Raw genomic sequence first — 26,865 nt, forward strand, 5'->3', positions numbered from 1 at the left:
CAGTCGCCTGGCGCATGCGAGCGTCCGACCAGGACGGTCCCGTAGATGAGAGGTCAGGAATCGATGAGCAGAACGAGGGCTGCGTCCCTTGCCGCGGTGGTCGCGGCGGCGGCGCTGGTGCTCGCCGCGTGCGGTGGCGGTGGCGGGGGGAGTGAGGACGCTTCGGAGGGCGGGGTCTACGCCGACTGCGCAACCAGCCCGAACACCTGCAACTCGGCGCCGGCCGACCAGCTGCAGCAGGGCGGGACGGTCACCGTCGCGGCTGAGAAGAACATCGACAACTGGAACGTCATCTCGTCTGAGGGCAACGTCGACTGGACGGCGATGATGACCAAGCCGCTCCTTCCGTACGCCTTCTACACCTCGCCCGAACTCAAGTCGACGCTGAACAGTGACCTGCTCACGTCGGCGGAGGTCACGAGCGACAACCCGTTCACCGTCACGTACAAGATCAAGCCCGAGGCCGTCTGGAACGACGGGACGCCGATCTCGGCCGACGACTTCGTGATGAACTGGAAGTGGCAGAACGGCCGCGACTGCCCCGACTGCGAGACCGCGGGCAACGGCGGATACGACCTCGTCACCAGTGTCGTCGGCTCGGACGGCGGCAAGACGGTCACGGCGACATTCAGCAAGCCCTACACCGACTGGCAGAGCCTCTTCGGCTCGAGCAACCCGCTCTACCCCGCCCACATCGGTGCGCAGCAGGGCGACCTCAACACGCCTGCGGGGCAGGCGGCCGCGTTCACCTACTTCGGCTCCACCACGCCGAACTGGACCGGTGGCCCGTTCCAGGTGCAGAGCTGGGAGAACAACGTCGCGCTGACGCTGGTGCCCAACCCGAAGTGGTACGGCGCCACCAAGCCGAAGCTCGACCAGCTGATCTTCCGCGTCATCACCGACGCGACGCAGGAGCCGATCGCCCTGCAGAACAACGAGGTCCAGGTGCTGTTCCCGCAGCCGCAGGTCGACCTGGTGTCGCAGCTGCAGCAGATCCCGAACGTCTCGCAGTTCCAGAACCAGGGCCTCACCTGGGAGCACTACGACTTCAACCTGCAGAACAAGTTCCTGGCCGACAAGGCTCTGCGACAGGCGCTGTTCACCGCGGTGAACCGTCAGGAGATCATCGACAAGACGGTGGGGCAGTTCAACAAGGACATCAAGCCCCTGAACAACCACATGTTCATCCCGCAGCAGGAGGGCTACCAGGACAACATCACCGCGACCGGCCAGGGCAGCGGTGACATCGAGGCGGCCAAGAAGATCCTCACCGACGCGGGCTACACGGGCGTCGGCACCGCGCTGGTCGCGCCGGACGGCCAGGCTGTCCCGGCGCTGCGCATGCGCTACACGACGGGCAACGCCGTGCGGCAGAACGAGTGCGAGCTCTTCGCCGGCTACGCCAAGCAGCTGGGTGTCAACATCGAGATCTCCACCACCGACTCGCTGGGTGACACCACCTCGTCGGGCGACTACGACGTGATCGTGTTCGGCTGGATCCAGTCGCCGTACGCCTTCGGCGGTGCACAGCAGCTGTGGCTGTCGAACTCGGGCAGCAACTACGGCAAGTACCAGAACCCCGCGATGGATCAGCTGATCAACGAGGCGGCCTCGTCCACTGACGCGGCCGACGCCACGGCCAAGCTCAACCAGGCCGACGAGATGCTGTCCGCGGACGCGTACGTCCTGCCGCTGTACCAGAAGCCGACGCTGGCCGCGGTGCAGAACAACATCGGCAACGTCCGCAACAACTCCTCGCTCGACGGCATCAGCTACAACACCTCGGAGTGGGGCATCAAGGCCTCCAGTTGACCTGCCCGCGGGGTGCCCGTGACGGTCGGCCGTCACGGGCACCCCGCCGGGTCGTACCCTTGACTAGTCAACAAGGGCGGTGCTCACCTGCAGCCGCCCACCGGCCGCCCTCCCGCCCGGAAGAAGCAGGACGACCTCCATGCTCGCTTTCGCCGTGCGCAGGATCCTCATATCGATCCCGATCCTGCTGCTCGCCTCGTTCATCGTGTTCGCGCTGGGCGTCAGCTCCGGCAACCCACTGGCGCCGCTGCTGGAGAAGAACCCACCGGCGCCCCCCAACGTCATCGCTGCTGAGACGGCGCGGCTGCACCTCGACCAGCCGCTGATCCCTCGCTACTTCTCCTGGTTGGGCGGTCTGCTCCACGGAGACTTCGGCCCGTCGGTCATCTCCACTCAGAACATCGGTGCCGAGCTCGGCACCCGGTTCTGGGTGACGATCCGGCTGATCGCGCTCGCGATGGTGATCGCGCTGATCCTCGCTGTGGTCGTGGGTGTGCTGAGCGCCGTGAAGCAGTACACGGCCACCGACTACACCACCACGTTCCTGGGCTTCCTGTTCCTCGCCATGCCGTCGTTCTGGCTCGCCATCCTGCTCAAGCAGGGCGGGATCGAGTTCAACAAGGCCGTCGACGCGCAGGTGATCTACACGATCGGCGCCACGTCGATCCCACCACCGGCGGGCACCGGCGCGAAGATCGTCGACGTGCTCGGGCACATGGTGCTGCCCACCATCGCGCTCGCCCTGATCTCCTACGCGTCCTGGAGCCGGTTCACGCGCGCCTCGATGCTCGAGGTGATGAACAGCGACTACGTGCGGCTGGCCCGGTCGAAGGGGCTCTCCCGCCGCACGGTCATGGTCAAGCACGCTCTGCGCACGGCGCTCATCCCGCTGACCACCGTCACCGCGCTCGACATCGCATCGATCATCGGTGGCGCGGTCGTCACGGAAACCGTCTTCCAGTGGAAGGGCATGGGCGACTTCCTGCTGAACGCCATCCGCACCGAGGACGTCTATGCCGCCTCGTCGTGGCTGCTCCTCACGGGAGTCATCGTCGTGTTGTTCAATCTGATAGCCGACCTGCTCTACGGCGTACTCGACCCCAGGATCCGCTATGCGTGAGGTAGCCCCGACGCCCGAGACCCCGCCCGTGCCGGCGCCCGGCCCCGGCCGGGAGCGTGCGGCCGAGCGCGAGTTCACCGTGGCCGAGCGCAGCCAGGCGCAGCTGGTGCTGCGGCGGTTCCTGCAGCACCGGGCAGCGATGATCAGCCTCGTCGTCCTGGTGTTCCTGGTGCTGCTCGCGTACGTGGGCGGGTGGCTCTGGCACTACCAGGCGGGTGACATCACCCCGGACAACTCCCAGCCCCCGTCGCTCGACCACCCGTTCGGCACCGACGCCGTGGGCAAGGACCAGTTCGCGGAGGTTCTGCGCGGTACCCGGATCTCCCTGCAGGTGGCGGTGTCCGTCGCCGTGTTCGCCACGGTGGTCGGCACCATCTGGGGTTCGCTCGCCGGCTACTTCGGCGGCCGCACCGACTCCTTGCTCATGCGCCTCGCCGACCTCATCCTGACCCTGCCGCTGATCGCGGTGGCGGCGATGCTCGCGCACAACTTTGGTGGCACCTGGTACCTCATCGCGCTGGTCATCGCGGTGCTCTACGCCCCGTACGTCTCGCGCGTCTCCCGCGGCGTGGTGCTGTCGCTGCGGGAGAAGGAGTACATCGAGGCCGCCCGAGCGCTCGGTGCCACGAACACCCGCATCATCGTGCGTCACCTCGTGCCCAATGCGCTCGGCGCGATTCTGGTCAACCTGACGATTCTCGTCGCGCTCGCCATCCTCCTGGAGACGGCGCTGTCCTACCTGGGTTTCGGCGTGCAGACCCCCGACACGTCGCTCGGCCTGCTCGTCAGCCAGGCGCAGACGGCGCTCACCACCCGGCCGTGGCTCTTCTACTTCCCCGGGCTGTTCATCATCCTGATCGCTCTCACCATCAACTTCATCGGTGACGGTCTGCGCGACGCGCTCGACCCGCAGCAGAGGAAGGTGCGCCAGTGACGGAGGACCCCCTCGCCGTCTCGACCACCGCGACCACTCGGCGAAACGGTGCCGCACACGAGCTCGTGCTGGAGGTCAGCGACCTCACCGTCGGCTTCCCGAGCGACGACGGGCTGGTGCAGGCGGTGCGCGGAGTCAGCTACGGGCTGCGCGCCGGAGAGGTACTCGGGATCGTCGGGGAGTCCGGCTCCGGCAAGTCGGTCACCTCGCTCGCGGTGATGGGCCTGCTGCCGGGCAACGCGCAGGTGTCGGGTTCGGTGCGCTTCCGAGGCAAGGAGCTGCTGGGCGCGCCGGAGTCGGAGCTGAACGCGGTGCGCGGGCGCAGCGTGGCGATGATCTTCCAGGACCCCATGACGTCGCTGAACCCGGTGTACTCGGTGGGCTACCAGATCGCCGAGGCCGTCCGCGCGCATCACGACGTCAGCAAGGCAGCCGCCCTGGACCGGGCCGCCGAGCTGCTCGACACGGTGCGCATCCCGAACCCGCGCCAGCGCCTGGAGAACTACCCGCACGAGATGTCGGGCGGCATGCGCCAGCGCGTGGTGATCGCGATCGCGATGGCCAACGACCCCGACGTGATCATCGCCGACGAGCCAACCACCGCGCTCGACGTCACGGTGCAGGCGCAGATCATGGACGCCCTGCAGCTCGCGCAGCAGGAGACCAGCGCCGCGATGGTGCTGATCACGCACGATCTCGGTGTCATCGCAGGCCAGGCCGACCGCGTGATGGTGATGTACGCGGGCAAGCTGGTGGAGGTCGGCACGGCGGAGGACGTGTTCTACACCCCGCGGATGCCCTACACGTTCGGGCTGCTGGGCAGCCTGCCGCGGCTCGACCGGCCCAGCGAGCGGCTCACCCCGATCGAGGGTTCGCCGCCGTCCGTGGTGAACATGCCGCCGGGGTGCCCGTTCACCCCGCGCTGCCCGCTGGCCGTGGCCATCTGCGACGAGGTCGAGCCGAACCTGGAGATCACCACGGGGCCTGGTCACCTCGCCGCCTGCCACCGCTCCGACGCGCTCGTCGGCGCGAGCCCGGGCGACGTGTTCGAGACCGAGGTGGTCGACACGGAGGCGCTCGCGCACTTCGTGAGCGAGGACGAGGGGCAGGGATGAGCGAGCTTGCGAGCGAATCATCGACACAGCGTCTGCGCACAGTGACGTCTCTCTGTGGGCCGGCCGCGCGCAGCGAGGGCGAGCGATGAGCGCGCCGGCGATAGACCACGGCGGTTCGTCAGCCGCCGGTTCCGAGCCGATCCTGTCGGCCCGCAACCTGGTCAAGCACTTCCCGATCCGTTCGACGGGTCTCATCCGGCGCCAGGTCGGCACGGTGCACGCCGTGTGCGACGTGTCGTTCGACCTCGGCCGTGGCGAGACGCTCGGGCTGGTCGGCGAGTCGGGCTGCGGCAAGTCGACCACGGCGCGGATGGTCCTGAATCTCATCGAGGCCACCTCGGGTGAGGTGCTCTACGACGGCACCAACCTCACCGCGCTGCCGCCGAAGAAGATGCGCGCGCTGCGCCAGGACCTGCAGATCGTGTTCCAGGACCCCTACGCGTCGCTCGATCCGCGGATGCCGGTGAACGAGATCGTGGCCGAGCCGCTGCGCATCCACGACCGGTACGACCGGGGCGGACGCACCGCCGTGCAGGACCTGTTGCGCACGGTCGGGCTCAAGCCCGAGCACGGCAACCGGTTCCCGCACGAGTTCTCCGGCGGACAGCGCCAGCGGATCGGGGTGGCCCGAGCGCTCGCCCTGCGACCCAAGGTGCTCGTGCTCGACGAGCCGGTGTCCGCCCTCGACGTCTCGATCCAGGCGGGCGTGCTCAACCTGCTCGACGAGCTTCAGGCCGAGCTGGGCCTGTCCTACCTGTTCGTCTCGCACGACCTGTCGGTGGTGCGCCACATCGCCAACCGGATCGCCGTCATGTACCTGGGGCGGATCGTGGAGACGGGCACGGCGAGCGAGCTGTTCGAGGGCCCTGCACACCCCTACACCCAGGCGCTCATCTCGGCGATCCCGCTGCCCGACCCGCGCAAGCAGCGGGCCAGGGAGCGGATCACGGTGGTCGGCGACGTGCCCAGCCCGGCCGACCCGCCCAGCGGGTGCCGGTTCCGCACGCGCTGCCCGAAGTTCGCCGCCGAGCTGAGCGACGCCGAGCGCAGCCGGTGTGTGGACGAGATCCCGCAGTTGGTGGACCGCGGCCAGGGCCACCCGGCTGCGTGCCACTACGCGGAGCGCAAGAGCCTGATCTGACGTGGGAGCGAGCGTTCGACCGGCGACGGGGCCCGGCGGGCGGCGTGATCAGCGCACCGCCGGGGCCGCCCGTAGAGTGCGCTCGTGACGCTCGTTCCCCGGCGCCGGCTGCTGCTGGTGCACGCCCACCCGGATGACGAGACGCTTGCCACCGGCGGCACGATCGCGCGCTACGCGGCCGAGGCGGACACCTCGGTCACCGTGGTGACCTGCACTCTCGGCGAGCAGGGCGAGGTGATCCCGCCGGAGCTCGCACTGCTCGCCCCCGACGAGTCCGACCAGCTCGGCGGCTACCGGATCGGTGAGCTCGCCGGCGCCTGCGCCGCACTGGGCGTGCGGGACCACCGGTTCCTCGGCGGTGTGGGGCGCTGGCGCGACTCGGGCATGGCACTCGCAGGCCACGGCGTCCGTGCCGCCACACCGGAGCACCTGCATCCGCGGGCGTTCGCGCGGCCGGAGTCGTTCGCAGAACAAGTGGACGCGCTGGTCGCCGTGCTGAACGAGGTGCGCCCCCAGGTGGTGGTGACGTACGCGGCCGACGGCGGCTACGGCCATCCCGACCACGTCCGCGCCCACGAGATCACCGTGGCCGCGGTGGCGCGCGTGCCGGCCAAGCTGTACTTCAGCGTGATCGCCCGCTCCACACTCGACGCCGGGCTGGCCGCACTCGCCTCGGGTGCCGGACTCCCGTTCCGCCTGCCGGTGCCCGACGAGCTGCCCAGCGTGCCCGACAAGGCGATCAGCGCGCGCGTCGACGTCAGTGGGCAGCGCCTGGCACGAATCGCGGCGATGCGGGCGCATGCCACCCAGATCGCGCTCTGGGAGAGCGGTGACATCGTCGCGCTCGCCATGAGCAACCTCGTTGCCCAGCCGCTGCTCGACGTGGAGGAGTACGTGGCGGCCGACGACGCCGGTGGGCCCGCGGGGGATCTGATCGAGGATCTCTTCGACGATGCCGGTGAGGGCGATGGGTCCGGCGACGGCGATGAGTGAGCCCGTGAAGCCCGAGCCGCCCACGACGTCCGACGGTGCTGTGCTCGGGCTGCTCGTCCTCGACGGCGTGTTGCTGGGCGCGTTGGGGTTGGTGCTCACGCCGCTCTACGCAGGTGGTGTGCCGGTGCCGGTGGGCGTGGTGCTCTCGGTGCTGATCGTGCCGTGGCTCGTGTTCCGCGCCGCCGAGGTCGACCCACGGCCGTCACGGGCGGGGGCGCCGCTGCTGGCGTGGGTGGTCGCCGTCGCGGTGCTCGGTCTCACCGGGCCGGGAGGTGACGTGATGCTGCCCGCCACGTGGCAGTCGCTCCTGCTGGTCATCGGTGGTATCGGGGCGGGGCTGTGGGCCCTGCGGAGCGTGCTCAACTCGGAGCACGGGAGGAACGGTGGCTGAGGCGATCCCCGACTCGGCGATCGTCGCGGTGCTCCGGCCGTTCGTGCGCGCGACCCGTCCGGTGCTCACCGGCCTGCGCGAGTCCGACCCGTTCGATCTGCGCGCGCGCGTGCTGTCCTCCGACAACGGCGAGCGCGGCCTGGGGGAGAAGCTGCTCGACATGGTGGCCGCCGTCGAGGTGCCCGGCACCGCGGCATGGGCTGCGATGGGCGTCCCGGCCCGTTCGCGCTGGTGGGTGCACCGCGTCGGCCGCTTCACCACCCTGGTCGCCGCGGTGCCCGGGCTGGGCGGCGCGTGGCTGAGCCGGCTGCCGGTGTCGAAGGTGCTCGGCGCCGCGGGGCAGGGGCTGCTGCTCGTTGCGATCGCGGGTGAGCACGGCGTCCACGACGAGGAAGAGCTCGTGAAGCTGCTGGGCGTGGTGATGTTCCAGCGCGAGCTGGCCGTGCGGCCGCCGAGCAAGGCGGATGACATCGCTGCCGACGCGCGTGCCGCCGAGCTGACCGGCGATCTCGACGAACCGGGGCGACCGCCCACGGTGAGGCGCGTGGCGAACGCGGTGTGGCGGCTCGGGCGCGCCCTGCTCGCCGTGGAGGACGAGTTGGACAAGCGCCCGCACGGGAACTTCCTGCACGAGGGCCTCGGGATGCTGCCGGTGGTCGGAGCGGTGGGGAAGTACCTCGGCGAGTGGTCGGGGCTCAAGCGGGCGGCGCGTGAGGCCGAGAAGCGCCTGCAGAGCAGGTGACCGGGCGGCCTCAGCCTGCCGGGGGCACGAGGTAGCGGTACTGGTGATGCTCCACGTAGCCGAGCCGGTCGTAGAGCGCCACCGCCCCCGTGTTGTGCAGCGCCACCTGCAGCACTCCCCACCGCGCGCCGTGCTCGCGGCCCCACCCCGCAGCCGAGGCCAACAACACCGTCGCGAGCCCTTGCCGCCGTGCCGCCGGGGCCACCTCCAGCACGGACACGTGCAGGTGGTCCTCCACCACGGTCGCGCGCACCGACCCGATGACCGTCCCGTCCGGGCCGGTGATCTGGCCGAACGCGGTGCGAGGATCGCCGCCCGGATCCAGGACGTGCCGCTGCGCAGCCGTCGGGAGAGCGCCGAGCGCCAGCCGCCACCACCCGTCGGAGGGACGCTCGGGCAGCTCCACACGCGGGTCGCGGATGCCCTGCAGCGGCGCCACCAGCACCGCGACCTCAGCGCCCCTCTCGTGTGCAACGTCGAGCTCCCAGCCCTCGGCCGCCACCGCCTTGTCCCACGGCGAGCCCACCGGGACCTGCACACGCGCCCGGATCCCGTGCTCGCGGGCGAAAGCGCGCACGGCGTCGAGCGCCGCAGGGACGGGCATCCCCGGGTCCCCGATCGCGAGTCCGGCGTTTGCCCGGCCGGTGAAGCCGTCCGCGGCGCGGAGGCGCCAGGCACCGAGCGGCCGGTCCACCACCGCGGGCCAGGCGTCCGCGCAGAGCGCCTCGAGCCGTGTCACCGCAGCAAGCGGAGCCCGTCGTGGTGGCGCGGGCGGCACGGCGCGCACGGCGACCACGGCGGCGCGGTCGACGCGGACGGGGCCGCGCCGGGTCTCCACCAGCACCGCGCCCGGGCCGTCCGTACGGAGCTCGCCGACGGCGTCGGTGTAGAGCGGCCGTCCGTCGCGGTCACCGATCCGGTACCGCAGCGCCACCCGCTGGCCGACGAGCTCGCTCGCTATCTCCACCAGCGCCATCTGTCCAGGATCCCGCTATCGGTACGAGCCTCGTCACACTCCCCCGACTCCCGCTCGAAACGGCAGCCGGGACATACTGGAACCCATCTGAACGCCCGAGTGGAGGACCACCCGTGACCTACGTGATCGCCGAGCCCTGCGTCGACCTACTGGACAAGGCGTGCATCGAGGAGTGTCCGGTGGACTGCATCTACGAGGGCGGCCGGATGCTCTACATCCACCCTGACGAGTGTGTCGACTGCGGAGCGTGCGAGCCGGTCTGCCCCGTTGAAGCGATCTACTACGAGGACGACGTCCCCGAGCAGTGGAGCGCGTACACGAAGGCGAATGTCGACTTCTTCGACGAGCTGGGCTCGCCCGGCGGTGCGTCGAAGATCGGCAAGGTCGAGCGCGACGTCGAGCCCGCGCTGAGCCTGCCGCCGCAGCAGCACGACGAGTGAGGAGACTCGAACCCGTGACAGCCGCTGCAGCATGGTGAAGATCGACCTCCCGGACTTTCCCTGGGATTCGCTCGCCGATGACACCAAGCTCGCCAAGTCCCACCCCGGTGGGATCGTGGATCTGTCGGTGGGCACTCCCGTCGACCCGGTTCCGGACGTGGTGCGGGCAGCGCTCACCGGTCCGGCTGCGGACGTCCCCGGCTATCCGACCACCCACGGACCCGACTCACTGCGTGAGGCGATCGCGGGCGCCATGGCCCGGCGGTTCGGCGTCACGGTCGATCCGGTCGCGGTCGTGCCCACGATCGGTCTCAAGGAGACCGTCGCGTGGCTGCCGACGATGCTGGGCGCCGGTGCAGGCGACACGGTCGTGATCCCGGAGCTGGCCTACCCGACCTACGAGGTCGGTGCCCGGCTGGCCGGTGCCGACTTCGTCCGCTCGGACTCCACCATCGCGCTGGGACCGCAGCGGGTTGCCCTGATCTGGCTGAACTCCCCCTCCAACCCGACGGGGCGGGTGCTGCCGGCCGAGCACATGCGCAAGGTCGTGGAGTGGGCCCGCGAGCGCGGAGCCGTGGTGGCGTCCGACGAGTGCTACCTCTCGCTCGCGCCCGCCGAACAGGGTGCGGTGTCGGTGTTGCATCCCGACGTCTGCGGCGGCTCCCACGAGGGCCTGCTGGCCCTGCACTCCATGTCGAAGACCTCGAACATGGCCGGTTACCGCGCCTCGTTCGTGACGGGTGACCCAGCGCTGGTCGCGAGCCTGCTGGAGCTGCGCAAGCACATCGGCATGATGGTCCCGCGGCCGGTGCAGGCGGCGTTGGCCGCCGCGACGTCCGACGACGCGCACGTCACGGCGCAGGCCGAGATCTACGTCCGGCGCCGGGCCACGCTGCGGGCCGCGGTGGAGGCCGCCGGCATGCGCGTGGACCACTCCGAGGCCGGGTTGTACCTGTGGGCCACCGCGGGGGAGGACTCCCGGTTGACGGTGCACAGGCTGGCGAAGCAGGGTGTCCTGGTGGCGCCAGGCGAGTTCTACGGGCCGGCGGGAACCCAGCACGTTCGGGTCGCCCTCACCGCGTCCGACGAGCGGATCGCGGCGGCGGCGGAGCGGTTACCAGCGGCGTGACCACCGGCTCCGGGACAACGTCGTCCAGCCGGGCAGGAGCGGGAACAGTCCGGCCGGTCGTCGTGCTGCTCGGGTTGCTCGCCCTCGCGGCGAACCTCCGTGCGGCCCTGGCGGGCTACCCACCGCTCCTGGAGACCGTTCGCGAGGACCTCGGGACGTCCGCGGGTGTCGCCGGGTTCGTGCAGGCCTCCGCCGTGTTGATGATGGCCGTCGGCTCCTTCGCCGGCTCCGCGCTGGGCGCCAGGTTCGGCCGGGAACGTGCTCTGGGCGCCTCCGTCGCGATCCTCGCGCTGGGCAGCGTCGTGCGCGGCGTTCCGGCGCTGGCCTCGCTGATCGCGGGGAGCCTGCTCGTCGGGCTCGGTATCGGGCTTGCCGGCGTGCTGCTCGCCGGTGTCGTCAAGGAACACCTCGCGGAGCGGGCAGGCGCCGTCACCGGCGGCTACGTGGTCTCGATGGCGATCGGCGCCACGATCGCGAGCGCCTTGGCCGTGCCGCTGGCCGCGGCGCTGGGGGGCTGGTCGTTCTCGCTCGCGGTGTGGGCCGTGCCCGCTGCGCTCGCCGTGGTGATCTGGGTGCCGGTGGCGCGGCGCGTGGGCGCGCCCGACCGGACCGCCGTACGCCATCCGCTGCCGTGGCGCCACGGGTTCGCCCGCATCGCAGCCTGCTACCAGGCCGGTACATCGCTGCTGTTCTACGGCTGGATCACCTGGTTGCCGCCGTACTACGAGTCGCACGGCTGGAGCGCGGAACGCGCAGGCCTGCTGCTCGCGGTCTGGAGTGTCGCGCAGATCCCGGCCGCCCTCATCGCCCCGATCCTCGCGGAGCGGCACCGGCGCTGGCGGTTCTGGGCCGGGCTGACGCTCGGCTGCGTCGCGGTCGGCACGCTCGGCGTGATGCTGCTTCCGATGCCGGGCACCGGCGTCCCGTGGATGTGGGCGGTGCTGTTGGGCATCGGCGTCGGGGCCGGATTCCCGCTCGGCCTCACCGTGATGGCCTGGCGCACACCCGACGGTGCGGCGAACGCGGCCACCAGCGGGCTCGCGCTCGGCGTCGGGTACATCAGCGCGGGCCTCGGCCCGTTGCTGATGGGAGTGCTGATCGACCTCACGAAGGGCTTCCCCGCCGCGATCGCGGTGCTGCTGGCAGCAGCCGCGCTCCAGGCCTGGGCGATCTGGCGGATCGGCGACCGGCCGGCCGCCTGACCAGTCAGTTGTGGTGCAGGGCGGTATTGAGTGCGATCCCCTCACCGGTGCGGGCCAGCACCTCGACGGCGCCGGTCAACGAGTTGCGGCGCAGCAGCATCCCGTCCTGCCCGGACAGGGTGCGGGCGGCGGCCGTCTCCCCGGACGGGAGGACCACCTTGGTGCCCGCCGTGACGTACAGACCGGCTTCGACCACGCAGTCGTCACCCAGCGAGATGCCGATCCCGGCGTTGGCCCCGAGCAGGCACCGCTTGCCCACCGACACCACCGCCTTGCCGCCCCCGGAAAGGGTGCCCATGATCGACGCGCCGCCACCGACGTCGGAGCCGTCACCGACGACGACGCCTGCCGAGATCCGCCCCTCGACCATCGACGCACCGAGCGTGCCCGCGTTGTAGTTGACGAAGCCCTCGTGCATGACGGTGGTGCCCTCGGCCAGGTGCGCTCCCAGCCGCACCCGGTCGGCGTCGGCGATCCGGACGCCCGTGGGAATCACGTAGTCGACCATCCGGGGGAACTTGTCCACGCCGAGCACGGTGACCGGCCCACGGGCGCGGAGGCGGGCGCGGGTGAGCTCGAAGCCCGGCACCGCGCACGGACCCTGGTCGGTCCACACGACGTTGGCGAGCAGCCCGAAGACCCCGTCGAGGTTCGCCTCGCGGGGTGCGACGATGCGGTGGCTGAGCAGGTGCAGCCGCAGGTACACGTCGTGCGGGTCGGCGGGCGGGTCGGCGAGCGACTCGATGGCCGTGCGGACCACGACGGTGCGTACCCCGCGTGCCTCGTCGGTGCCGACGAGGTGCTCGAGGTCGGCGGCGACGTCCGGTGCCTGCCCGCCGAGTGCCGGCGCGGGGAACCAGGTGTCGAGGACGACGCCCTCGGTGCCGTCGGTGGGCACGGTGACGGTGGCGAGGCCGGTGCCGGAGGCGCCCTCCCGGCGCGGTGCGGTGCTCACAGCGGCCAACGGTATCCGGCACGGGGCGGTGACCGCGGGCCGCCCGACGGCTCTGGAGGTAGCGTCGCCGTTCGTGACGATCCCCGTGCTGGACCTCACCTCCGATCCCATCGACCTGTGCGCCGCGCTGGTCGACGTGCCGAGCGTCTCCGGCGACGAGGCCATGCTGGCCGACGCCGTCGAGCTGGCGTTGCAGAAGCAGGCTCCCCACCTGGAACTGCTCCGCTCCGGCGACGCGGTGCTGGCCAGGACGAACCTCGGGCGCGAGCGGCGGGTGCTGCTCGCCGGTCACCTCGACACCGTGCCGATCGCCGACAACGTGCCCAGCAGGCGCGAGGGCGAGCTGCTCTACGGCTGCGGCACCACGGACATGAAGTCCGGGGACGCGGTCCTCGCACACCTCGCGGCCACCCTCACCGAGCCGCGCCACGACCTCACGCTCGTGTTCTACGACTGCGAGGAGGTGGAGGCGGCGCGCAACGGGCTGAACCGGATCCAGCGCGAGCACCGCGACTGGCTGCGCGCCGACCTCGCGATCCTGGCCGAGCCGACCAACGCGGGCGTGGAGGCGGGCTGCCAGGGAACGCTGCGCGCCGAGATCACCACGCGCGGGCGGCGCGCCCATTCGGCACGGTCGTGGCACGGCAGTAACGCGGTGCACGCCGCTGCCGCGGTGCTCGAGCGCCTGAACGCGTACACCGCCCGTGAGGTCGACATCGACGGCTGCGTCTACCGGGAGGGGCTGCAGGCCGTCCGGATCGACGGTGGCGTGGCCATGAACGTCGTCCCCGACGAGTGCGTGGTCACGGTGAACTTCCGGTTCGCACCCGACCGGGACGGTGCGGCCGCAGAGGCGCACGTGCGCGAGGTGTTCGACGGGTTCGAGCTGGCGGTCACCGATCTCGCGCCCGGCGCGCTGCCCGGCCTGACCGAGCCCGCCGCCGCCGAGTTCATCGCGGCGACCGGCGCCACGCCGTCGGCGAAGTTCGGCTGGACCGACGTGTCGCGCTTCGCCGCTCTCGGCATCCCCGCGGTGAACTACGGGCCCGGCGACCCGAACCTCGCGCACACCCGCGAGGAGCACGTCGACACGCGGCAGATCACCGACGCCGTGGCCGTCCTGCGGCGGTTCCTGGCTCCCTGAGAGCCGGTGGGCGGGCGCGGGCGCGGACGGTACGGATCTCATTACTCTGACTGCCATGACCGCGAGGGGGAACGGGAGCTCCGACAGGACGCAGCCCGAGCAGAAGCAACGGGGCCCCGTGGTACTGCGACGTGAGTACCGCAACGAGAGCTCAACCACCGACCAGCGGTTGCTGGATTCCCGCGGCCCGAGCGACTGGGTGCACACGGACCCGTGGCGGGTGCTGCGCATCCAGGCCGAGTTCGTCGAAGGCTTCGGCATGCTGGCCGAGCTGCCTCGGGCAGTCACCGTGTTCGGGTCCGCCCGCACCTCTCGCGACCATCCCGAGTACGCCCAGGGCCAGGAGCTGGGCGCGGCGCTGGCGGAGGCCGGGTTCGCGGTGATCACTGGAGGCGGCCCCGGCGCGATGGAGGCCGCGAACAAGGGCTGTTCCGAGGCAGGCGGCCTCTCCGTCGGGCTCGGCATCGAGCTCCCCTTCGAACAGGGGCTCAACGACTGGGTCGACGTCGGCATCAACTTCCGCTACTTCTTCGCCCGCAAGACGATGTTCGTCAAGTATTCGCAGGCGTTCGTCTGCCTGCCGGGCGGCTTCGGCACCCTCGACGAGCTGTTCGAGGCGCTCACCCTGGTGCAGACGAAGAAGGTCACCAAGTTCCCGGTGGTGCTCCTGGGCAGCGAGTACTGGGGCGGGCTCTACGACTGGATCGCGGGCACCGTGCACGAGAACGGCAAGGTCGGTGAGAAGGACCTGTCCCTCCTGCACGTCACCGACGACGTCGACGACGCCGTGAAGATCGTTCAGGAGGCGTGGCGGGCCTGGGAGGAAGCGCATTGAGTGAGCTTGCGAGCGAGACGTCGGCACCGAGTGAGCTTGCGGGCGAGACGTCGGCACCGAGCGAGCTCGCGGGCGAGACGTCGGCACCGAGCGGGCTGGGGAAGCGGGGTTCGTTCGCCGTCTGCGTCTACTGCGCTTCGATCGAGGGCATCCCGTCGTACTACCTGGAGCTCGCCGCGGAGGTGGGCCGGGAGATCGCCACGCGCGGCTGGGAGCTGGTGTCCGGCGGTGGGCGATCGGCCATGATGGGCGCGGTCGGTGCGGCGGCGCGGGCGGGCGGAGCACGCACCACCGGGGTCATTCCGCGTGCGCTGGTGGAGCTCGAGTGGGCCGACCACGACTCGGACGAGCTGCTGCTGGTCGACACCATGCGTGAGCGCAAGGCGCTCATGGAGGCGCACGCCGACGCGTTCCTGGCCCTGCCCGGCGGGATCGGGACGTGCGAGGAGCTCTTCGAGGTCTGGACAGCGGGCTATCTGCGGATGCATGCCAAGCCCGTGGTGCTGCTCGATCCGGACGGCCACTACACGGGACTCCTGGACTGGGTGCGCGGGCTGGGGGAGCGTGGGTTCGTGCGGCCGGAGGCGCTGTCGCGGCTCGTGGTCGCCACCGACGTGACCACCGCGCTCGACGCCTGTTGGAAGCCTGAGGAGACCTGACATGCGCCTCGGCTCACGGGTTGTCGACAGCTCCGCGCGGCTCGTCATGGGCATCGTGAACGCCACCCCCGACTCCTTCTACGACGCCGGGCGCGACTACGAGCTCGAACGCGCTCTCGACCACGTCGAGGAGATGGTCGGGCAGGGTGCCGACATCATCGACATCGGTGGGGTCAAGGCCGGCCTGGGCGAGGACGTGACGCCCGGCCAGGAGATCGCACGTGTCGAGATGCTGGTCGCAGCCGTGCGGTCGGCTCATCCCGACATCGTGATCAGCGTCGACACCTGGCGGGCCGAGGTCGCACGTGTCGCGCTGCCCGCAGGTGCCGACCTCATCAACGACGCCTGGGGTGGGTACGACCCCGAGCTGGTGGACGTCGTGGCGGAGTTCGACGCGGCGGTCGTCTGCACCCATACGGGTGGTCTCACTCCGCGCACGTATGCCCGGCGGGTCCGTTACCCCGATCTTGTCGGCGATGTCACGAGCTACCTCGTCGACCTTGCCGAGCGCGCCCGCGCCGCAGGTGTCCGGGAGGACGGGATCATCCTCGACCCGGGCCACGACTTCAACAAGAACACGTGGCACTCGTTGGAGCTCACCCGACGGCTCGACGAGCTGGTGAGGCTGGGCCGGCCGGTGCTCGTGGCCACGTCGAACAAGGACTTCATCGGTGAGACCCTCGGGCTCCCGAAGTACGAGCGCCTGGAAGGCACGCTTGCCACGCTGGCCATCTGCGCGTGGCACGGAGCGCAGATCTTTCGGGTGCACAACGTCATGGAGGCGCGGCGCACCGTCGACATGGTCGCCTCGATCACCGGTCATCGCGTGCCGGAACGGGTCACCCGGACGTTCGCCTAGGGCAACCACCAGCAGATCGCAAACCTGCCTCAACCGGAAACGTGTTCGTAGCACGACGTTGCGGTTTCGCCACCTACCGTCGGCATGACCGCTCCGATCGCGGGGTATCAACCCGTTCGTTCGAAGTGCTCTCGCTCCGCGCGACCGGCCGCGTCGTCCGCACCGGCCGTCCGACCGGCACCGACCGCGTCATGGCAACGAGGCTGCCCCTTCGACCGTGCAGGAGGGTCCAATGGACCGCATCACCGAGGAGTGGTTCGTCCGTCGAACGTGGCAGGAACCGGCCTGGCGCGTCGACGAACTGGTGGCCGCGAAGGCGGGCAGGCGGGTCTCCGTCGTGCTGCCCGCGCTCGACGAGGAGGCCACCGTCGGGGCGATCGTCGCCGCGATCGTGCCGCTGACACTGGGCCCGAGGCCACTGGTGGACGAGCTGGTCGTCGCCGACTCCGGGTCGACCGACCGCACGGCCGAGGTAGCGGCGGCGGCCGGGGCCACGGTGGTGCTGCGCACCGACGTGCTCCCGGACCTGACGCCCGTGCCCGGCAAGGGCGAGGTGCTGTGGCGTTCGCTCGCCGCCACCACGGGCGACATCATCTGCTACCTCGACTCCGACCTGGTCGACTTCGACGCCGGGTTCGTCCCGGCGCTCCTCGGCCCGCTGCTCACCGAGCCCGGCGTCGCGCTGGTCAAGGGTTTCTACCGGCGTCCGCTGCGGCTGGAGACCACGGAGGTGGACAGCGGCGGCGGCAGGGTCACCGAGCTTCTCGTGCGGCCACTGCTCGCGGCGCTGCGGCCGGAGCTCGCCGGTGTCGTCCAACCGCTGGGCGGCGAGTACGCCGGCACGCGGGAGCTGCTCGAGTCGGTGCCGTTCGCCGCCGGGTACGGCGTGGAGATCGGGCTGCTGCTCGACACCTACGCCACGGCGGGCCTCGATGCGCTGGCGCAGGTCAATCTGGGTGTGCGCAAGCACCGCAACCGGTCGCTGCTGCAGCTCGGGGTGATGGCGCGGCAGATCCTCGCGGCCGCGCTCACCCGCTGCGGCGTGCCCGACACGGGCGCGGCGATCACGCAATTTCTGCAGGTGGACCGCGAATGGTTGCCGTCCGTTACGGAAGTCGGCCTGACCGAGCGACCCCCGATGCGCGAGGTGCTCGTGCGCTGACCGGGCCTCCGTGGTCTGATTGCCCGAGTGGGGACCGCGCTCATCTATCTGTTGGTCGTCGCGGCGGTGGCTGCGGCCGTCTTCGGGCTGGCCGCGGTCGTGTTCGGACGGGGCGAGGAACTGGCCCCGTTGCCTCCGGGCGCCACACCCACCCGGTTGCCGGCCGGTGAACTAGACGGTGAGGACGTCCGCGAGCTGAGGTTCCAGCAGGCGCTGCGTGGCTACCGGATGGACGAGGTGGACTGGGTGCTCGACCGGCTGGCCGACGAGCTGGATCGCGCCGGGGTGGAACGCGACGGGTTGCTGGCCCGGGTCGCCGAGCTGGAGGCGGAGCTGGCCGGCACCGGGCTGTGGCGCGACGGGGACCGGTGAACGAGCTTGCGAGCGAACCGTTGATGCAGCGTCTGGGTGAGCGGTGAGTTCCCGGAGAGCGCTGACGGTGCCGGTCGACGTCGAGGCGCCGGCCGAGGCCGTGTGGCGTGCCGTCACGGACTGGGAGGCGCAGGGCGAGTGGATGCTCGGCACGAGGGTCCAGGTCACCAGCGGAGGTGACGGCCGGGAGCAGGGTGCGCGGTTGCGCGCGGTCACCGGTGTCGGACCCCTCGGGTTCACTGACACCATGGAGATCGTCGAGTGGACCGAGCCCCCCGGGAACGGGCCCCGGCGCTGCGTCGTGCGGCACACCGGCAAGGTGGTGCGTGGCGACGGGGTGTTCGAGGTCATCGAGCTGTCACCCACCCGATCCAGGGTCATGTGGTCGGAGCTGCTCGACCTGCCGCTGGGCCCCCTCGGCCGGTGGGGCTGGCCGCTCGTGCGGCCCGCGTTCCGCGCAGGTGTCGCCCACTCCCTGCAGCGGATGGCTCGGCTATGCGAGGCGAGGTATCGCACCGGTGCCTGACCTGGACGAACGGGTGCGCTGTGGCTGGGCAGGCAGCGCCCCGGAGTACATCGCCTACCACGACGACGAGTGGGGCTGCCCGCTCCACGGCGTCCGCGCCATGTTCGAGCGGCTGAGCCTCGAAGCGTTCCAGTCCGGGCTGTCCTGGCTCGTCATCCTGCGCAAACGGCCCGCGTTCCGCCGCGCGTTCGCCGACTTCGACCCCGCTGTGGTGGCGCGATTCGGCGACGCGGACGTCGCCCGGCTCCTGACCGACGCCGGCATCGTCCGCAACCGGGCGAAGATCGAGGCCACTGTGCACAACGCACGCCAGGTGCTGGAACTGGACCGGCCGCTCGACGAGCTGCTGTGGTCGTTCGCACCCGATCCGGGCGTCCGCACTCGCCCGGCCACGCTGGCCGAGGTGCCCGCCACCACGCCGGAGTCCACGGCGATGGCCAAGGAGCTCAAGCGGCGCAGAATGCGCTTCGTCGGGCCCACCACGTGCTACGCGCTGATGCAGGCAGCCGGGCTCGTCGACGATCATGTCGCAGGGTGTTGGCGCGCCTCGTCCCCGTGACCACACCGGGCACACATCGGGGAGTTGATCGCTCCGGTTACACCCCTGTCCGGCGGATGAGGAAAGATGTTCGCAGCATCCCCGCCGCGCGCTTCCCCCGGCGCAGCGGCGCACCCTGCAAACGACGACGGAGGGAGCAGGAGATGGCGGCGATGAAGCCCCGGACCGGCGACGGTCCCCTGGAGGTGACCAAGGAGGGTCGGGGCATCGTGATGCGCGTCCCCCTCGAGGGTGGCGGCCGCCTGGTCGTCGAGATGTCTGCCGAGGAGGCAAGCGACCTCGGCGACGCGCTGAAGGCCGCCTCTGGCTGACGAGCACGAGCCCCGCGCGAGGGGGGTGCCCGGTTCTCACGAACGGCACCGGCGAACGGTCCCGCACCCGTCCGCCGGTGCCGTTTGCGTTGTGCGGGTCGGCGACCCTGGATGTAGCGCGCTACCGTCGGCCCGCCGCCTCGGCCAGCGTGCCGCTCTGTCCGTCGAGCGTGACGAGCTGGATCGAGACTGTGCCGCAGACGCAGCGCCGGTAGCGCACCCACCCCTGAGACGTGGAGTGGGTGGACAGGATGACCGCCTCGTCGACCGGCCATCCACAGCGTTCGCACCGCATCGGCGCCGCCTCTCCTGTAATAGGTATCCTTGTTTGAGAGGTTACAGCGGATTCGGGTGGGGTGTAATAGGCCAGTGAACTTCATCGGTTACCGCAGTGACGCGCTGGGCGCGGCCGTCGAGCTCGTCAACGAGGTCTCCGCGAGCGGGGCGGAGGAGCCGGAGGCCGACGGGGAGTCGCCCGACCGGATGAGGACGGTGCTGGTGGCCAACGGCTACCTCGCCGGGGGAGCACCGGCATCGGTGGAGCCCGCCCTGCGTGCGTGGGCACGCAGGCTGCGCACGGTGTTCGACGTGTCGGACGTCGAGGAGGCCGCCGTGGCGGTCAACGCGCTGCTCGCCGACGTCCGGGTCGAGCCGCACCTGTCCAACCACGACGGACAGGGCTTCCATCTGCACTACTCGCCGCCCGAGGCGGACGTCGTGGACCGGTTGCGCGCCAGCACCGCGTTCGCCCTGGCGATGCTCGTGTCCGAGTACGGCATCGACCGGCACGGGCGCTGCGCTGCGGAGGGATGCATGAAGGTGTTCGCCGACACCTCCCGCAATGCGGCCCGCCGCTACTGCTCGCCGACGTGTGCCAACCGTTCCGCGGTGGCCGCGCACCGGGCCAGGGCGCGCGCCGCCGGCAGCCGCTCGCGCTGACGTCGGCCGGCCTACAGCCCCCGGTAGATCTCCACGGTGCGTGCGGCGGCCTGCTCCCACGAGAACTGCCGCTCGGCCCGCGCCCGGCCGGCCGCTCCCATCACCGCGGCCCGGTCCGGTTCGGCCAGCAGCGTGTTCACCGCCCCGGCGAGGCCGGCACGGAACTTCTCGACCTCGTGCTCGTCGAAGTGCACGAGCAGGCCTGTCTCGCCGTCGGCCACGACCTCGGGGATACCTCCGACGTCCGAGGCCACCACGGCGGTGCCGCAGGCCATCGCCTCCAGGTTCACGATCCCGAGCGGCTCGTACACCGACGGGCAGACGAACACCGTGGCGGCGGAGAGCAGTTGGCGCACGTCGGCGGTGGGCAGCATCCGGCGCACCCACACCACCCCGGACCGTGCCGCGCTCAGTTCGGCGACGGCCTTCTCGATCTCCTCGGCGATCTCCGGCGTGTCGGGGGCTCCGGCGCAGAGCACGATCTGGGCGTCCCGGTCGATCTCGTGAGCCGCGGCCACGAGGTGGGCGAGACCCTTCTGCCGGGTGATGCGCCCGACGAACACCACGCTGGGCCGGTCCGGATCCACGCCGGCCGCGCGGACGGCGTCGCGGTCGGGATCGGGGTGGTAGAAGACGGTGTCGATGCCGTTGTGCACCACGTGCACCCGCGCCGGGTCCAGTGCCGGGTAGCAGTCGAGCACGTCGCGGCGCATGCCGTCGCTCACCGCGATCACGGCGTCGGCGTTCTCGTAGGCCGTGCGCTCCACCCACGACGAGAGCCGGTACCCGCCCCCGAGCTGCTCGGCCTTCCACGGCCGGCGCGGTTCGAGCGAGTGCGCGGTGACCACGTGCGGCACCCCGTGCAGCACCTTGGCCAGGTGCCCGCCCATGTTCGCGTACCAGGTGTGGGAGTGGGCGAGGTCGACATCGGAGAGGGCCGCGACCATCGACAGGTCGACGCCGAGCGTCTGTAGGGCGGGGTTCGCCCCGGCTAGCACGGTCGGCACCTCGTGCGCGTACGTGTCCGGCCGGCCGGCGCGCGGCTCGCCGAAGCAGTGCACGTCGACGTCGACGAGCTCGCGCAGCGCCGGCACGAGGTGCTCGACGTGCACGCCGGCTCCTCCGTAGACGTCAGGGGGGTACTCGCGGGTGAGCAGGCCAATGCGCACACCCGGGACGTTAGGCCATTCACCGGCAATCGGAATGGGTCCATCCGAGGCATGAATGTTCGCTCGTTCGACGCTTCCACCGGTGGCCCGCCACGGTGGGAGAGCACTAGGGTCGGCGGCGTGACGATGCTGCCGGCAGGCCAGGGCCCTGTGCCCTCCCACGGAGCGCCGAAATGACCGCCGCCCGCCTGTCACTCGCCTCGCCGCGCGCGATGGCCGCCAATGTGCTCGGGATCGTGCTCGCCGGTGGCGAGGGGAAGCGGCTCTGGCCACTCACCGCCGACCGCGCCAAGCCCGCCGTCCCGTTCGGGGGCCACTACCGGCTGATCGACTTCGTGCTCTCGAACCTGGTGAACGCGGGCATGCACCGCATCTGCGTGCTCACGCAGTACAAGTCGCACTCGCTGGACCGCCACATCTCCACGACGTGGCGCCTGTCCAGCGTGCTCGGGCAGTACATCACCACCGTGCCGGCGCAGCAGCGACTCGGCCGCCGCTGGTACACCGGCAGCGCCGACGCCATCTTCCAGAGCCTCAACCTCGTCTACGACGAGCGTCCCGACTACATCGCGGTCTTCGGCGCCGACCACGTCTACCGGATGGATCCGGGCCAGATGCTCGCCCGCCACATCGAGAGCGGTGCGGGGGTCACGGTCGCGGGCATCCGGGTGCCGCGCGCCGAGGCCAAGGCGTTCGGCGTGATCAAGTCCGACCCCGGCGGCCGCATCACCGACTTCCTGGAGAAGCCGTCCGACCCGCCGTCGGTACCGGACGACCCGGACGTCACGTTCGCCTCGATGGGCAACTACATCTTCACCACGGAGGTGCTGCTCGACGCCCTCCGGGCCGACGCCGAGGACGGCGACTCCGACCACGACATGGGCGGCGACATCATCCCGAGGCTGGTGGGCCAGGGTGACGCCGCGGTCTACGACTTCGCCGACAACGTGGTGCCGGGTGCTACCGACCGCGACTCCGGCTACTGGCGTGACGTCGGCACCGTCGACGCGTACTACGAGGCGCACACCGACCTCGTCTCGGTGCACCCGATCTTCAACCTCTACAACGACCGCTGGCCCATCCGCACGGCGATGGCGCCCCTGCCGCCCGCCAAGTTCGTGGAGGGCGGCATCGCTCAGGACTCGATCGTCGGGGCGGGCACGATCATCTCCGGCGCCATCGTCCGGCGCTCGGTGATCAGTCCCGGCGTGCGCATCGACGCCGGCGCCGAGGTGTCCGACTCGGTGGTGCTGCCAGGGGTGCGGGTCGGGCGCGGAGCCGTGGTGCGGGGAGCGATCCTCGACAAGAACGTCGTGATCCCCGACGGGGCGCTCGTGGGCGTGGACCTCGGCCTGGACAGGGCCCGGTACACCGTCAGCCAGGGCGGGGTCGTCGTGCTGGGCAAGGGCGCCACCGCGCTCTGACCCGCTCAGGCGTGCGGTGTGGCCTTCACCGCCGCCAGCAGGCCTGCGCCGAGGGGGAGCAGCACCGGCACCAGGCGGTCGTCGTCGCGGACCTGGCGGGCCACCTCGCGCAGCGCCACTGTGGCAGCGTCGGTGGCGTCGGGCTCGAGCACGCCCGCGGTGAGCACGCCGTGGAGCGCGACGATGCCACCGCCGCGGAGCAAGCGGACGGCCTCGTCGAGGTAGCGCGGCTGGTCGGCGGTGCCGGCGTCGACGAACACCAGGTCGTACGCGCCGTCGGTGAGCCGGGGCAGCACCTCCAGGCCGAGCCCGTTGATCAGCCGGAGCCGGGACGGCCCGTACCCGGCGGCGGTGAACGCCTGCCGGGCGGCACGTTGGCACTCCGGATCGATGTCGATCGAGGTGAGGACACCGTCGGGGGCCATTCCGCGCAGCAGCCACAGCCCGCTGACGCCGACCCCCGTGCCGATCTCGACGACCGCTCGCGCGGCGGTGCTGGCAGCGAGGAAGCGCAGCCCGGCGCCCGCCCCGGGCCCAACGGGGGCGCCCCCGCGGCGTGCCGCAGAGGCCCGCGTGGCGACGAGTACGTCGTCCTCTGTGAGGTACCCCTCGACGTGCTCGCGCAACGCCCACGGGTCGGGAGCGCTGTCCGGGCGGCCGGTCATGGTCAAGAGGCTACTGTGCTGGCTCTTTCCCGCAGTGTGGGCCCGACCGTCGGGTGTGTCGGCCTCCGGGTCGCCTGAAGTTTCACAGGTTTCTCTCAGTCGACTCTCACACCCTCTTCAAGGCCATCAGGCACGGTAGGTTGCATCGGTCGGGGTCGTCGACCGATAGGGGGGCCGGGGAATGCACACGTCCGGCGCTTCGTTGGTCGGAGGCACACCCGCCGCAGGAGGTTGACCCACGATGACCGACGGCTCCGCCACGCTGATGAGCGGTACGGTGCTGCCTGGTGAAGGTGTCGACTGGACCCCGCCCAGCTGGGATGACGTCGTCCGGGAGCACGCGGATCGGGTCTACCGCCTCGCCTACCGGCTCACCGGCAACCCGCACGATGCCGAGGACCTCACCCAGGAGACGTTCGTCCGGGTGTTCCGGTCGCTCGCGGCCTACAAGCCCGGCACGTTCGAGGGCTGGCTGCACCGCATCACCACCAACCTGTTCCTGGACATGGTGCGGCGTCGCTCGCGCATCCGCATGGAGGCACTGCCCGAGGACTCCGACCGGTTGCCCGGCCGGGGCCCGGAGCCGGAGCAGGTCTTCTCCGAGACCCACCTCGACCCGGTACTGCAGGCCGCGCTCGACGAGCTGCCGCCCGAGTTCCGCGCCGCCGTCGTCCTGTGTGACGTCGAGGGGCTGTCGTACGAGGAGATCGGTGCCACCTTGGGCGTAAAGCTGGGTACGGTGAGAAGCAGGATCCACCGTGGACGGGCCGCTCTCCGCAGCGCCTTGGAACGCCACCGTGCGCTCGGGGTGCGTGACGGTTCCGCTGTCGCGGGGGACTCCAACGCAGGAGTGCTGGAGGAGGTTCACGGGTGAGTGAAGGGCGCTGGCGCATCACGGTGACGCCCCCGAACTGGGGGCAGGATCATCTGTCGTCGGACGCCATCGTCGCCTATGTGGACGACGAGCTCTCCCACGGTGCTCACGCGCGGGCGGCCCAGCACATCGCCCGGTGCGCAGAGTGCGAGGCCCAGGTCATCGCCCAGATGCAGATCCGCTCGGCGTTGCGTACCGCAGGCGGGCCCATGCTGCCGTCCGCGTTGCTGCGTACCCTGCGCTCGATCCCGGAGAGCGCCACGCTCCCGCCTGCGCCACCCGGGCTCGCCGTCACCTCCGACGGCCAGTTCGTCTCCGTGCTCCGCCCTGTGCCCGACCCCTCGCAACTGGCGGCCGACGCTGGCCCTGCCCAGGGCACGGCCACCGCACACAGCGTCCATCGCAGGTCCGCCGGACGCTCCCCGGTCCAACGCCGCATCCGCGTCGGCACGGGCGTGGCGGTCTCCGGTCTCGCCCTAGGTGCGCTCGCCTACGGCCTGCCCTCCGCGTCCAGCGGCCCGGCGACACCCCCCGCGAGCGGCGCCTTCGGCGGCACAGTGCTCAGCGGTGGCACCGCGAGCGTCGTCGACACGGAGGGCGCCGGAGTTCTCGACGCTCAGATGCGGCTGGAGCGCGCTGTCCCATTGGGTCCCGAGAAGACGTCGGAGACCGACAACGACTATCTCCGCAACCGGCTCGACGTGCTTCCCCGTTCCTTCCACGGCCTGCCCTGACCGGTACTCGGCGATGTGACCCGTCCTGGCTACGCGGACTTCACCGCCGCTGGGGCAGGGTGGTGAGCGGTACGGTCGGCACACCTCAGGAGCCTGCAGCGCGATGGACGAACGCAGCCCGGTGACGCGTTCGAATGATCGCGCGGGCGACGAGCCCCCCCGGCTCGGCCCACGCCCGTTGGAACGCGTCCCCGTCGATCCCGGTGCAGCTGCGGTGTTCGGGCGCCCGGACGGCGTCGACGGCGGTTTCGCGGCCCCGCGGTCCGAGTCGTCGAACGGCTCGTCCCCCCCTCTCGCCACACCTCCGCCCGCCGCTCTGGCCAGCGCCTTCGGCCGGCCGGCACCGGACACGCCCGCGTTGCAGCGGCCGCCGGGCGCGGGCGGGAACGGTTCGGGACCGGACGATGCCTTCTGGGCCGACGGCGCCGACCGCGACCCGTGGCGCGACCCGGAGAGCTCCGCAGCGCTCGGTCCGCCCGCCGCATCGGAGCAGGCGCCGATTCCCGCGCCCGCCGGTGAGGGTCCGCGGCTCAGCCTGCGGGAGCTGTTGTTCGGCAAGCGGGTGGATCCACGGGCACTGGCGGGCCTCGCCATCGTCGCGGTGCTGATCGGTGCGGCGGGCGGGTTCGTGGGCCGGTTGACGGCCGACGGCGCCAGCGGCCTCACCGATCCCGACCCGACGATCACGCAGACCCTCCAGGCGAAGGAACGTCCGCCCGGCTCGGTGGCCGACATCGCGGCCCGCACCGTGCCGGCCGTCGTGTCGATCGAGATTCGTGTCGGCCAGGAGGGCGGCACGGGCTCCGGCGTCGTGATCGACCCGGCGGGTTACGTGCTCACGAACAACCACGTGGTCGCCCCCGCCGCCGACGCGAACGGCGCGCAGATCGAGGCGATCTTCCACGACGGCACGCGCAGCCCCGCGCGGATCGTCGGGCGGGACCCGAAGACCGACCTCGCCGTCGTGAAGGTGGATGTCGCGAACCCTGTGGTCGCCACGATCGGTTCGTCGGCAGGGCTGGTCGTCGGCGACGGGGTGATCGCCATCGGCTCGCCGTTCGGACTCGTCGGCACCGTCACGGACGGCATCGTGAGCGCGCTCAACCGCCCCGTCCGGCTCGACGGCAGCGGAGCCGACGCCAACGCGGTCATCGACGCGATCCAGACCGACGCCGCCATCAACCCTGGCAACTCGGGTGGTCCGCTCGTCGACTCCACCGGCGCCGTCGTCGGCATCAACACAGCGATCCGGAGTGTCGGGATGGGCGAGGGCGGGTCGATCGGCCTGGGCTTCGCCATCCCCATCGACGACGCCCGCGTGATCGCCGACGAGCTGATCCGCACGGGAACGGTCACCCACGCCGACATCGGGATCAACGCCCGGTCGGTCACCGACGGCACCACCGACGGCGCCCAGGTGCAGAACGTGCAGCAGGGTGGGGCGGCCGCCGCCGCGGGCATCGTCGAGGGCGACGTGATCGTCAAGGTGGGGAACCGGCCGATCGCCGGCGCGGACGAGCTCGTCGTCGCGGTGCGGGAGCACAACCCGGGCGACACGGTGCCGGTCGAGCTGATCAGGGAGGGCAGGCCGCTGACCGTGTCGGTGGTTCTCTCCTCCGACTGATCGCAACGGGCGTGCTGCTCACATCGTGTTCGCCCACCGGACGTATAGCGCCCGTACGA

General features: G+C 71.1%; 30 protein-coding genes. 25 read left to right on the top strand and 5 right to left on the bottom strand.

Annotated features, from left to right (window positions below):
* The first annotated feature begins 63 nt into the window (after positions 1–63).
* The 8 genes from ACQPZQ_RS05150 to ACQPZQ_RS05185 all read left to right on the top strand — a co-directional run bounded on the left by ACQPZQ_RS05150 (position 64) and on the right by ACQPZQ_RS05185 (position 8,248).
* Positions 64–1,812 carry an ABC transporter family substrate-binding protein gene (locus ACQPZQ_RS05150; RefSeq protein ID WP_433292548.1) on the top strand — a complete coding sequence of 583 codons (1,749 nt, stop codon included), beginning with the start codon at positions 64–66 and terminating at the stop codon, positions 1,810–1,812.
* 139 nt (positions 1,813–1,951) lie between these two features.
* Positions 1,952–2,932: an ABC transporter permease gene (locus ACQPZQ_RS05155; RefSeq protein WP_433292550.1), complete on the top strand. Its 981-nt coding sequence runs from the start codon at positions 1,952–1,954 to the stop codon at positions 2,930–2,932.
* A complete protein-coding gene (locus tag ACQPZQ_RS05160; RefSeq protein WP_433292552.1) occupies positions 2,925–3,866 on the top strand; it encodes an ABC transporter permease in 942 nt (313 codons plus the stop codon). Before ACQPZQ_RS05155 ends, ACQPZQ_RS05160 begins: the two co-directional genes overlap by 8 nt.
* 65 nt (positions 3,867–3,931) lie before the next feature.
* A complete protein-coding gene (locus tag ACQPZQ_RS05165; protein WP_433299029.1) occupies positions 3,932–4,981 on the top strand; it encodes an ABC transporter ATP-binding protein in 1,050 nt (349 codons plus the stop codon).
* A gap of 85 nt (positions 4,982–5,066) precedes the next feature.
* On the top strand, positions 5,067–6,122 hold the full coding sequence (locus tag ACQPZQ_RS05170) for an ABC transporter ATP-binding protein (protein ID WP_433292554.1): 1,056 nt from the start codon (positions 5,067–5,069) through the stop codon (positions 6,120–6,122).
* Positions 6,123–6,206: 84 nt separating this feature from the next.
* Positions 6,207–7,115, top strand: coding sequence for an N-acetyl-1-D-myo-inositol-2-amino-2-deoxy-alpha-D-glucopyranoside deacetylase (gene mshB / locus ACQPZQ_RS05175; RefSeq protein WP_433292556.1), 909 nt, complete (start codon positions 6,207–6,209; stop codon positions 7,113–7,115).
* The gene (locus ACQPZQ_RS05180) at positions 7,108–7,506 is read left to right on the top strand and encodes a hypothetical protein (protein ID WP_433292558.1); all 399 of its coding nucleotides are present in this window, start codon (positions 7,108–7,110) and stop codon (positions 7,504–7,506) included. Before mshB ends, ACQPZQ_RS05180 begins: the two co-directional genes overlap by 8 nt.
* Complete coding sequence (locus ACQPZQ_RS05185; RefSeq protein ID WP_433292560.1) at positions 7,499–8,248, top strand: hypothetical protein; 750 nt, start codon at positions 7,499–7,501, stop codon at positions 8,246–8,248. The genes ACQPZQ_RS05180 and ACQPZQ_RS05185 overlap by 8 nt, the downstream gene beginning before the upstream one ends.
* Positions 8,249–8,258: 10 nt before the next feature.
* On the opposite strand, the gene ACQPZQ_RS05190 is transcribed toward ACQPZQ_RS05185, so the two are convergent.
* A complete protein-coding gene (locus ACQPZQ_RS05190; RefSeq protein ID WP_433292562.1) occupies positions 8,259–9,224 on the bottom strand; it encodes a GNAT family N-acetyltransferase in 966 nt (321 codons plus the stop codon).
* 113 nt (positions 9,225–9,337) lie between these two features.
* Here ACQPZQ_RS05190 and fdxA point away from each other — a divergent pair, with 113 nt between their 5' ends.
* From fdxA to ACQPZQ_RS05205, 3 genes are read left to right on the top strand one after another with little or no spacing between them, the layout of a single operon-like run.
* A complete protein-coding gene (gene fdxA, locus ACQPZQ_RS05195; RefSeq protein ID WP_169396823.1) occupies positions 9,338–9,664 on the top strand; it encodes a ferredoxin in 327 nt (108 codons plus the stop codon).
* Positions 9,665–9,695: 31 nt separating this feature from the next.
* A complete protein-coding gene (gene dapC / locus ACQPZQ_RS05200) occupies positions 9,696–10,793 on the top strand; it encodes a succinyldiaminopimelate transaminase (RefSeq protein ID WP_433292564.1) in 1,098 nt (365 codons plus the stop codon).
* Positions 10,790–11,995, top strand: a complete 1,206-nt coding sequence (locus ACQPZQ_RS05205; protein ID WP_433292566.1) for an MFS transporter — start codon at positions 10,790–10,792, stop codon at positions 11,993–11,995. The genes dapC and ACQPZQ_RS05205 overlap by 4 nt, the downstream gene beginning before the upstream one ends.
* 4 nt (positions 11,996–11,999) lie before the next feature.
* On the opposite strand, the gene dapD is transcribed toward ACQPZQ_RS05205, so the two are convergent.
* A complete protein-coding gene (gene dapD, locus ACQPZQ_RS05210) occupies positions 12,000–12,959 on the bottom strand; it encodes a 2,3,4,5-tetrahydropyridine-2,6-dicarboxylate N-succinyltransferase (RefSeq protein WP_433292568.1) in 960 nt (319 codons plus the stop codon).
* Positions 12,960–13,029: 70 nt separating this feature from the next.
* Between dapD and dapE the strand changes: the two genes are divergently transcribed.
* The 9 genes from dapE to ACQPZQ_RS05255 all read left to right on the top strand — a co-directional run bounded on the left by dapE (position 13,030) and on the right by ACQPZQ_RS05255 (position 19,377).
* Positions 13,030–14,094 carry a succinyl-diaminopimelate desuccinylase gene (dapE, locus tag ACQPZQ_RS05215; RefSeq protein ID WP_433299031.1) on the top strand — a complete coding sequence of 355 codons (1,065 nt, stop codon included), beginning with the start codon at positions 13,030–13,032 and terminating at the stop codon, positions 14,092–14,094.
* A gap of 55 nt (positions 14,095–14,149) precedes the next feature.
* Positions 14,150–14,929, top strand: a complete 780-nt coding sequence (locus tag ACQPZQ_RS05220; RefSeq protein ID WP_433292570.1) for a TIGR00730 family Rossman fold protein — start codon at positions 14,150–14,152, stop codon at positions 14,927–14,929.
* Positions 14,926–15,588 (top strand): TIGR00730 family Rossman fold protein, encoded by a 663-nt coding sequence (locus ACQPZQ_RS05225; protein WP_433292572.1) that lies wholly within the window; start codon positions 14,926–14,928, stop codon positions 15,586–15,588. The genes ACQPZQ_RS05220 and ACQPZQ_RS05225 overlap by 4 nt, the downstream gene beginning before the upstream one ends.
* A gap of 1 nt (position 15,589) precedes the next feature.
* On the top strand, positions 15,590–16,447 hold the full coding sequence (folP, locus tag ACQPZQ_RS05230) for a dihydropteroate synthase (protein WP_433292574.1): 858 nt from the start codon (positions 15,590–15,592) through the stop codon (positions 16,445–16,447).
* Between the two features lie 232 nt (positions 16,448–16,679).
* Positions 16,680–17,609 (top strand): glucosyl-3-phosphoglycerate synthase, encoded by a 930-nt coding sequence (locus ACQPZQ_RS05235; protein ID WP_433292576.1) that lies wholly within the window; start codon positions 16,680–16,682, stop codon positions 17,607–17,609.
* A gap of 27 nt (positions 17,610–17,636) precedes the next feature.
* A complete protein-coding gene (locus tag ACQPZQ_RS05240; RefSeq protein ID WP_241038827.1) occupies positions 17,637–17,981 on the top strand; it encodes a DivIVA domain-containing protein in 345 nt (114 codons plus the stop codon).
* Positions 17,982–18,024: 43 nt separating this feature from the next.
* Positions 18,025–18,507, top strand: coding sequence for an SRPBCC family protein (locus tag ACQPZQ_RS05245; protein ID WP_433292578.1), 483 nt, complete (start codon positions 18,025–18,027; stop codon positions 18,505–18,507).
* 1 nt (position 18,508) lies between these two features.
* Positions 18,509–19,066, top strand: a complete 558-nt coding sequence (locus ACQPZQ_RS05250) for a DNA-3-methyladenine glycosylase I (protein ID WP_433299033.1) — start codon at positions 18,509–18,511, stop codon at positions 19,064–19,066.
* Positions 19,067–19,209: 143 nt separating this feature from the next.
* Positions 19,210–19,377, top strand: a complete 168-nt coding sequence (locus tag ACQPZQ_RS05255; RefSeq protein WP_084211001.1) for a DUF3117 domain-containing protein — start codon at positions 19,210–19,212, stop codon at positions 19,375–19,377.
* A 121-nt stretch (positions 19,378–19,498) separates the two neighbouring features.
* On the opposite strand, the gene ACQPZQ_RS05260 is transcribed toward ACQPZQ_RS05255, so the two are convergent.
* Complete coding sequence (locus ACQPZQ_RS05260) at positions 19,499–19,672, bottom strand: hypothetical protein (RefSeq protein ID WP_241038829.1); 174 nt, start codon at positions 19,670–19,672, stop codon at positions 19,499–19,501.
* A gap of 74 nt (positions 19,673–19,746) precedes the next feature.
* On the opposite strand from ACQPZQ_RS05260, the gene ACQPZQ_RS05265 reads away from it, so the two are divergent.
* A complete protein-coding gene (locus ACQPZQ_RS05265) occupies positions 19,747–20,316 on the top strand; it encodes a CGNR zinc finger domain-containing protein (RefSeq protein WP_433292580.1) in 570 nt (189 codons plus the stop codon).
* A gap of 11 nt (positions 20,317–20,327) precedes the next feature.
* On the opposite strand, the gene glgA is transcribed toward ACQPZQ_RS05265, so the two are convergent.
* A complete protein-coding gene (gene glgA, locus ACQPZQ_RS05270) occupies positions 20,328–21,485 on the bottom strand; it encodes a glycogen synthase (protein WP_433292582.1) in 1,158 nt (385 codons plus the stop codon).
* A 173-nt stretch (positions 21,486–21,658) separates the two neighbouring features.
* Between glgA and glgC the strand changes: the two genes are divergently transcribed.
* The gene (glgC, locus tag ACQPZQ_RS05275; RefSeq protein WP_433292584.1) at positions 21,659–22,909 is read left to right on the top strand and encodes a glucose-1-phosphate adenylyltransferase; all 1,251 of its coding nucleotides are present in this window, start codon (positions 21,659–21,661) and stop codon (positions 22,907–22,909) included.
* A gap of 5 nt (positions 22,910–22,914) precedes the next feature.
* Here the strand turns inward: glgC and ACQPZQ_RS05280 are convergent, their stop codons facing one another.
* On the bottom strand, positions 22,915–23,574 hold the full coding sequence (locus ACQPZQ_RS05280) for an O-methyltransferase (protein ID WP_433292586.1): 660 nt from the start codon (positions 23,572–23,574) through the stop codon (positions 22,915–22,917).
* A 241-nt stretch (positions 23,575–23,815) separates the two neighbouring features.
* Between ACQPZQ_RS05280 and sigE the strand changes: the two genes are divergently transcribed.
* From sigE to ACQPZQ_RS05295, 3 genes are all read left to right on the top strand, one after another.
* The gene (sigE, locus tag ACQPZQ_RS05285; protein WP_433292588.1) at positions 23,816–24,448 is read left to right on the top strand and encodes an RNA polymerase sigma factor SigE; all 633 of its coding nucleotides are present in this window, start codon (positions 23,816–23,818) and stop codon (positions 24,446–24,448) included.
* Complete coding sequence (locus ACQPZQ_RS05290; protein WP_433292590.1) at positions 24,445–25,182, top strand: anti-sigma factor family protein; 738 nt, start codon at positions 24,445–24,447, stop codon at positions 25,180–25,182. The genes sigE and ACQPZQ_RS05290 overlap by 4 nt, the downstream gene beginning before the upstream one ends.
* Positions 25,183–25,285: 103 nt before the next feature.
* A complete protein-coding gene (locus tag ACQPZQ_RS05295) occupies positions 25,286–26,806 on the top strand; it encodes a S1C family serine protease (protein ID WP_433292592.1) in 1,521 nt (506 codons plus the stop codon).
* Positions 26,807–26,865 lie beyond the last annotated feature (59 nt).

It is taken from the genome of Pseudonocardia sp. CA-142604 (assembly GCF_050948475.1).
GTDB classification, from domain to species: Bacteria; Actinomycetota; Actinomycetes; order Mycobacteriales; family Pseudonocardiaceae; genus Pseudonocardia; species Pseudonocardia alaniniphila.

Coding starts and splice junctions, on each gene's coding strand:
- ACQPZQ_RS05150 (WP_433292548.1), top strand. CDS start 64: ATGAGCAGAACGAGGGCTGCGTCCCTTGCCGCGGTGGTCGCGGCGGCG.
- ACQPZQ_RS05190 (WP_433292562.1), bottom strand. CDS start 9,224: ATGGCGCTGGTGGAGATAGCGAGCGAGCTCGTCGGCCAGCGGGTGGCG.
- ACQPZQ_RS05255 (WP_084211001.1), top strand. CDS start 19,210: ATGGCGGCGATGAAGCCCCGGACCGGCGACGGTCCCCTGGAGGTGACC.
- glgC (WP_433292584.1), top strand. CDS start 21,659: ATGACCGCCGCCCGCCTGTCACTCGCCTCGCCGCGCGCGATGGCCGCC.
- ACQPZQ_RS05295 (WP_433292592.1), top strand. CDS start 25,286: ATGGACGAACGCAGCCCGGTGACGCGTTCGAATGATCGCGCGGGCGAC.
- folP (WP_433292574.1), top strand. CDS start 15,590: ATGCGCCTCGGCTCACGGGTTGTCGACAGCTCCGCGCGGCTCGTCATG.
- ACQPZQ_RS05260 (WP_241038829.1), bottom strand. CDS start 19,672: ATGCGGTGCGAACGCTGTGGATGGCCGGTCGACGAGGCGGTCATCCTG.
- ACQPZQ_RS05155 (WP_433292550.1), top strand. CDS start 1,952: ATGCTCGCTTTCGCCGTGCGCAGGATCCTCATATCGATCCCGATCCTG.
- sigE (WP_433292588.1), top strand. CDS start 23,816: ATGACCGACGGCTCCGCCACGCTGATGAGCGGTACGGTGCTGCCTGGT.
- dapC (WP_433292564.1), top strand. CDS start 9,696: ATGGTGAAGATCGACCTCCCGGACTTTCCCTGGGATTCGCTCGCCGAT.
- ACQPZQ_RS05170 (WP_433292554.1), top strand. CDS start 5,067: ATGAGCGCGCCGGCGATAGACCACGGCGGTTCGTCAGCCGCCGGTTCC.
- ACQPZQ_RS05220 (WP_433292570.1), top strand. CDS start 14,150: ATGACCGCGAGGGGGAACGGGAGCTCCGACAGGACGCAGCCCGAGCAG.
- ACQPZQ_RS05280 (WP_433292586.1), bottom strand. CDS start 23,574: ATGACCGGCCGCCCGGACAGCGCTCCCGACCCGTGGGCGTTGCGCGAG.
- ACQPZQ_RS05160 (WP_433292552.1), top strand. CDS start 2,925: ATGCGTGAGGTAGCCCCGACGCCCGAGACCCCGCCCGTGCCGGCGCCC.
- ACQPZQ_RS05180 (WP_433292558.1), top strand. CDS start 7,108: ATGAGTGAGCCCGTGAAGCCCGAGCCGCCCACGACGTCCGACGGTGCT.
- ACQPZQ_RS05235 (WP_433292576.1), top strand. CDS start 16,680: ATGGACCGCATCACCGAGGAGTGGTTCGTCCGTCGAACGTGGCAGGAA.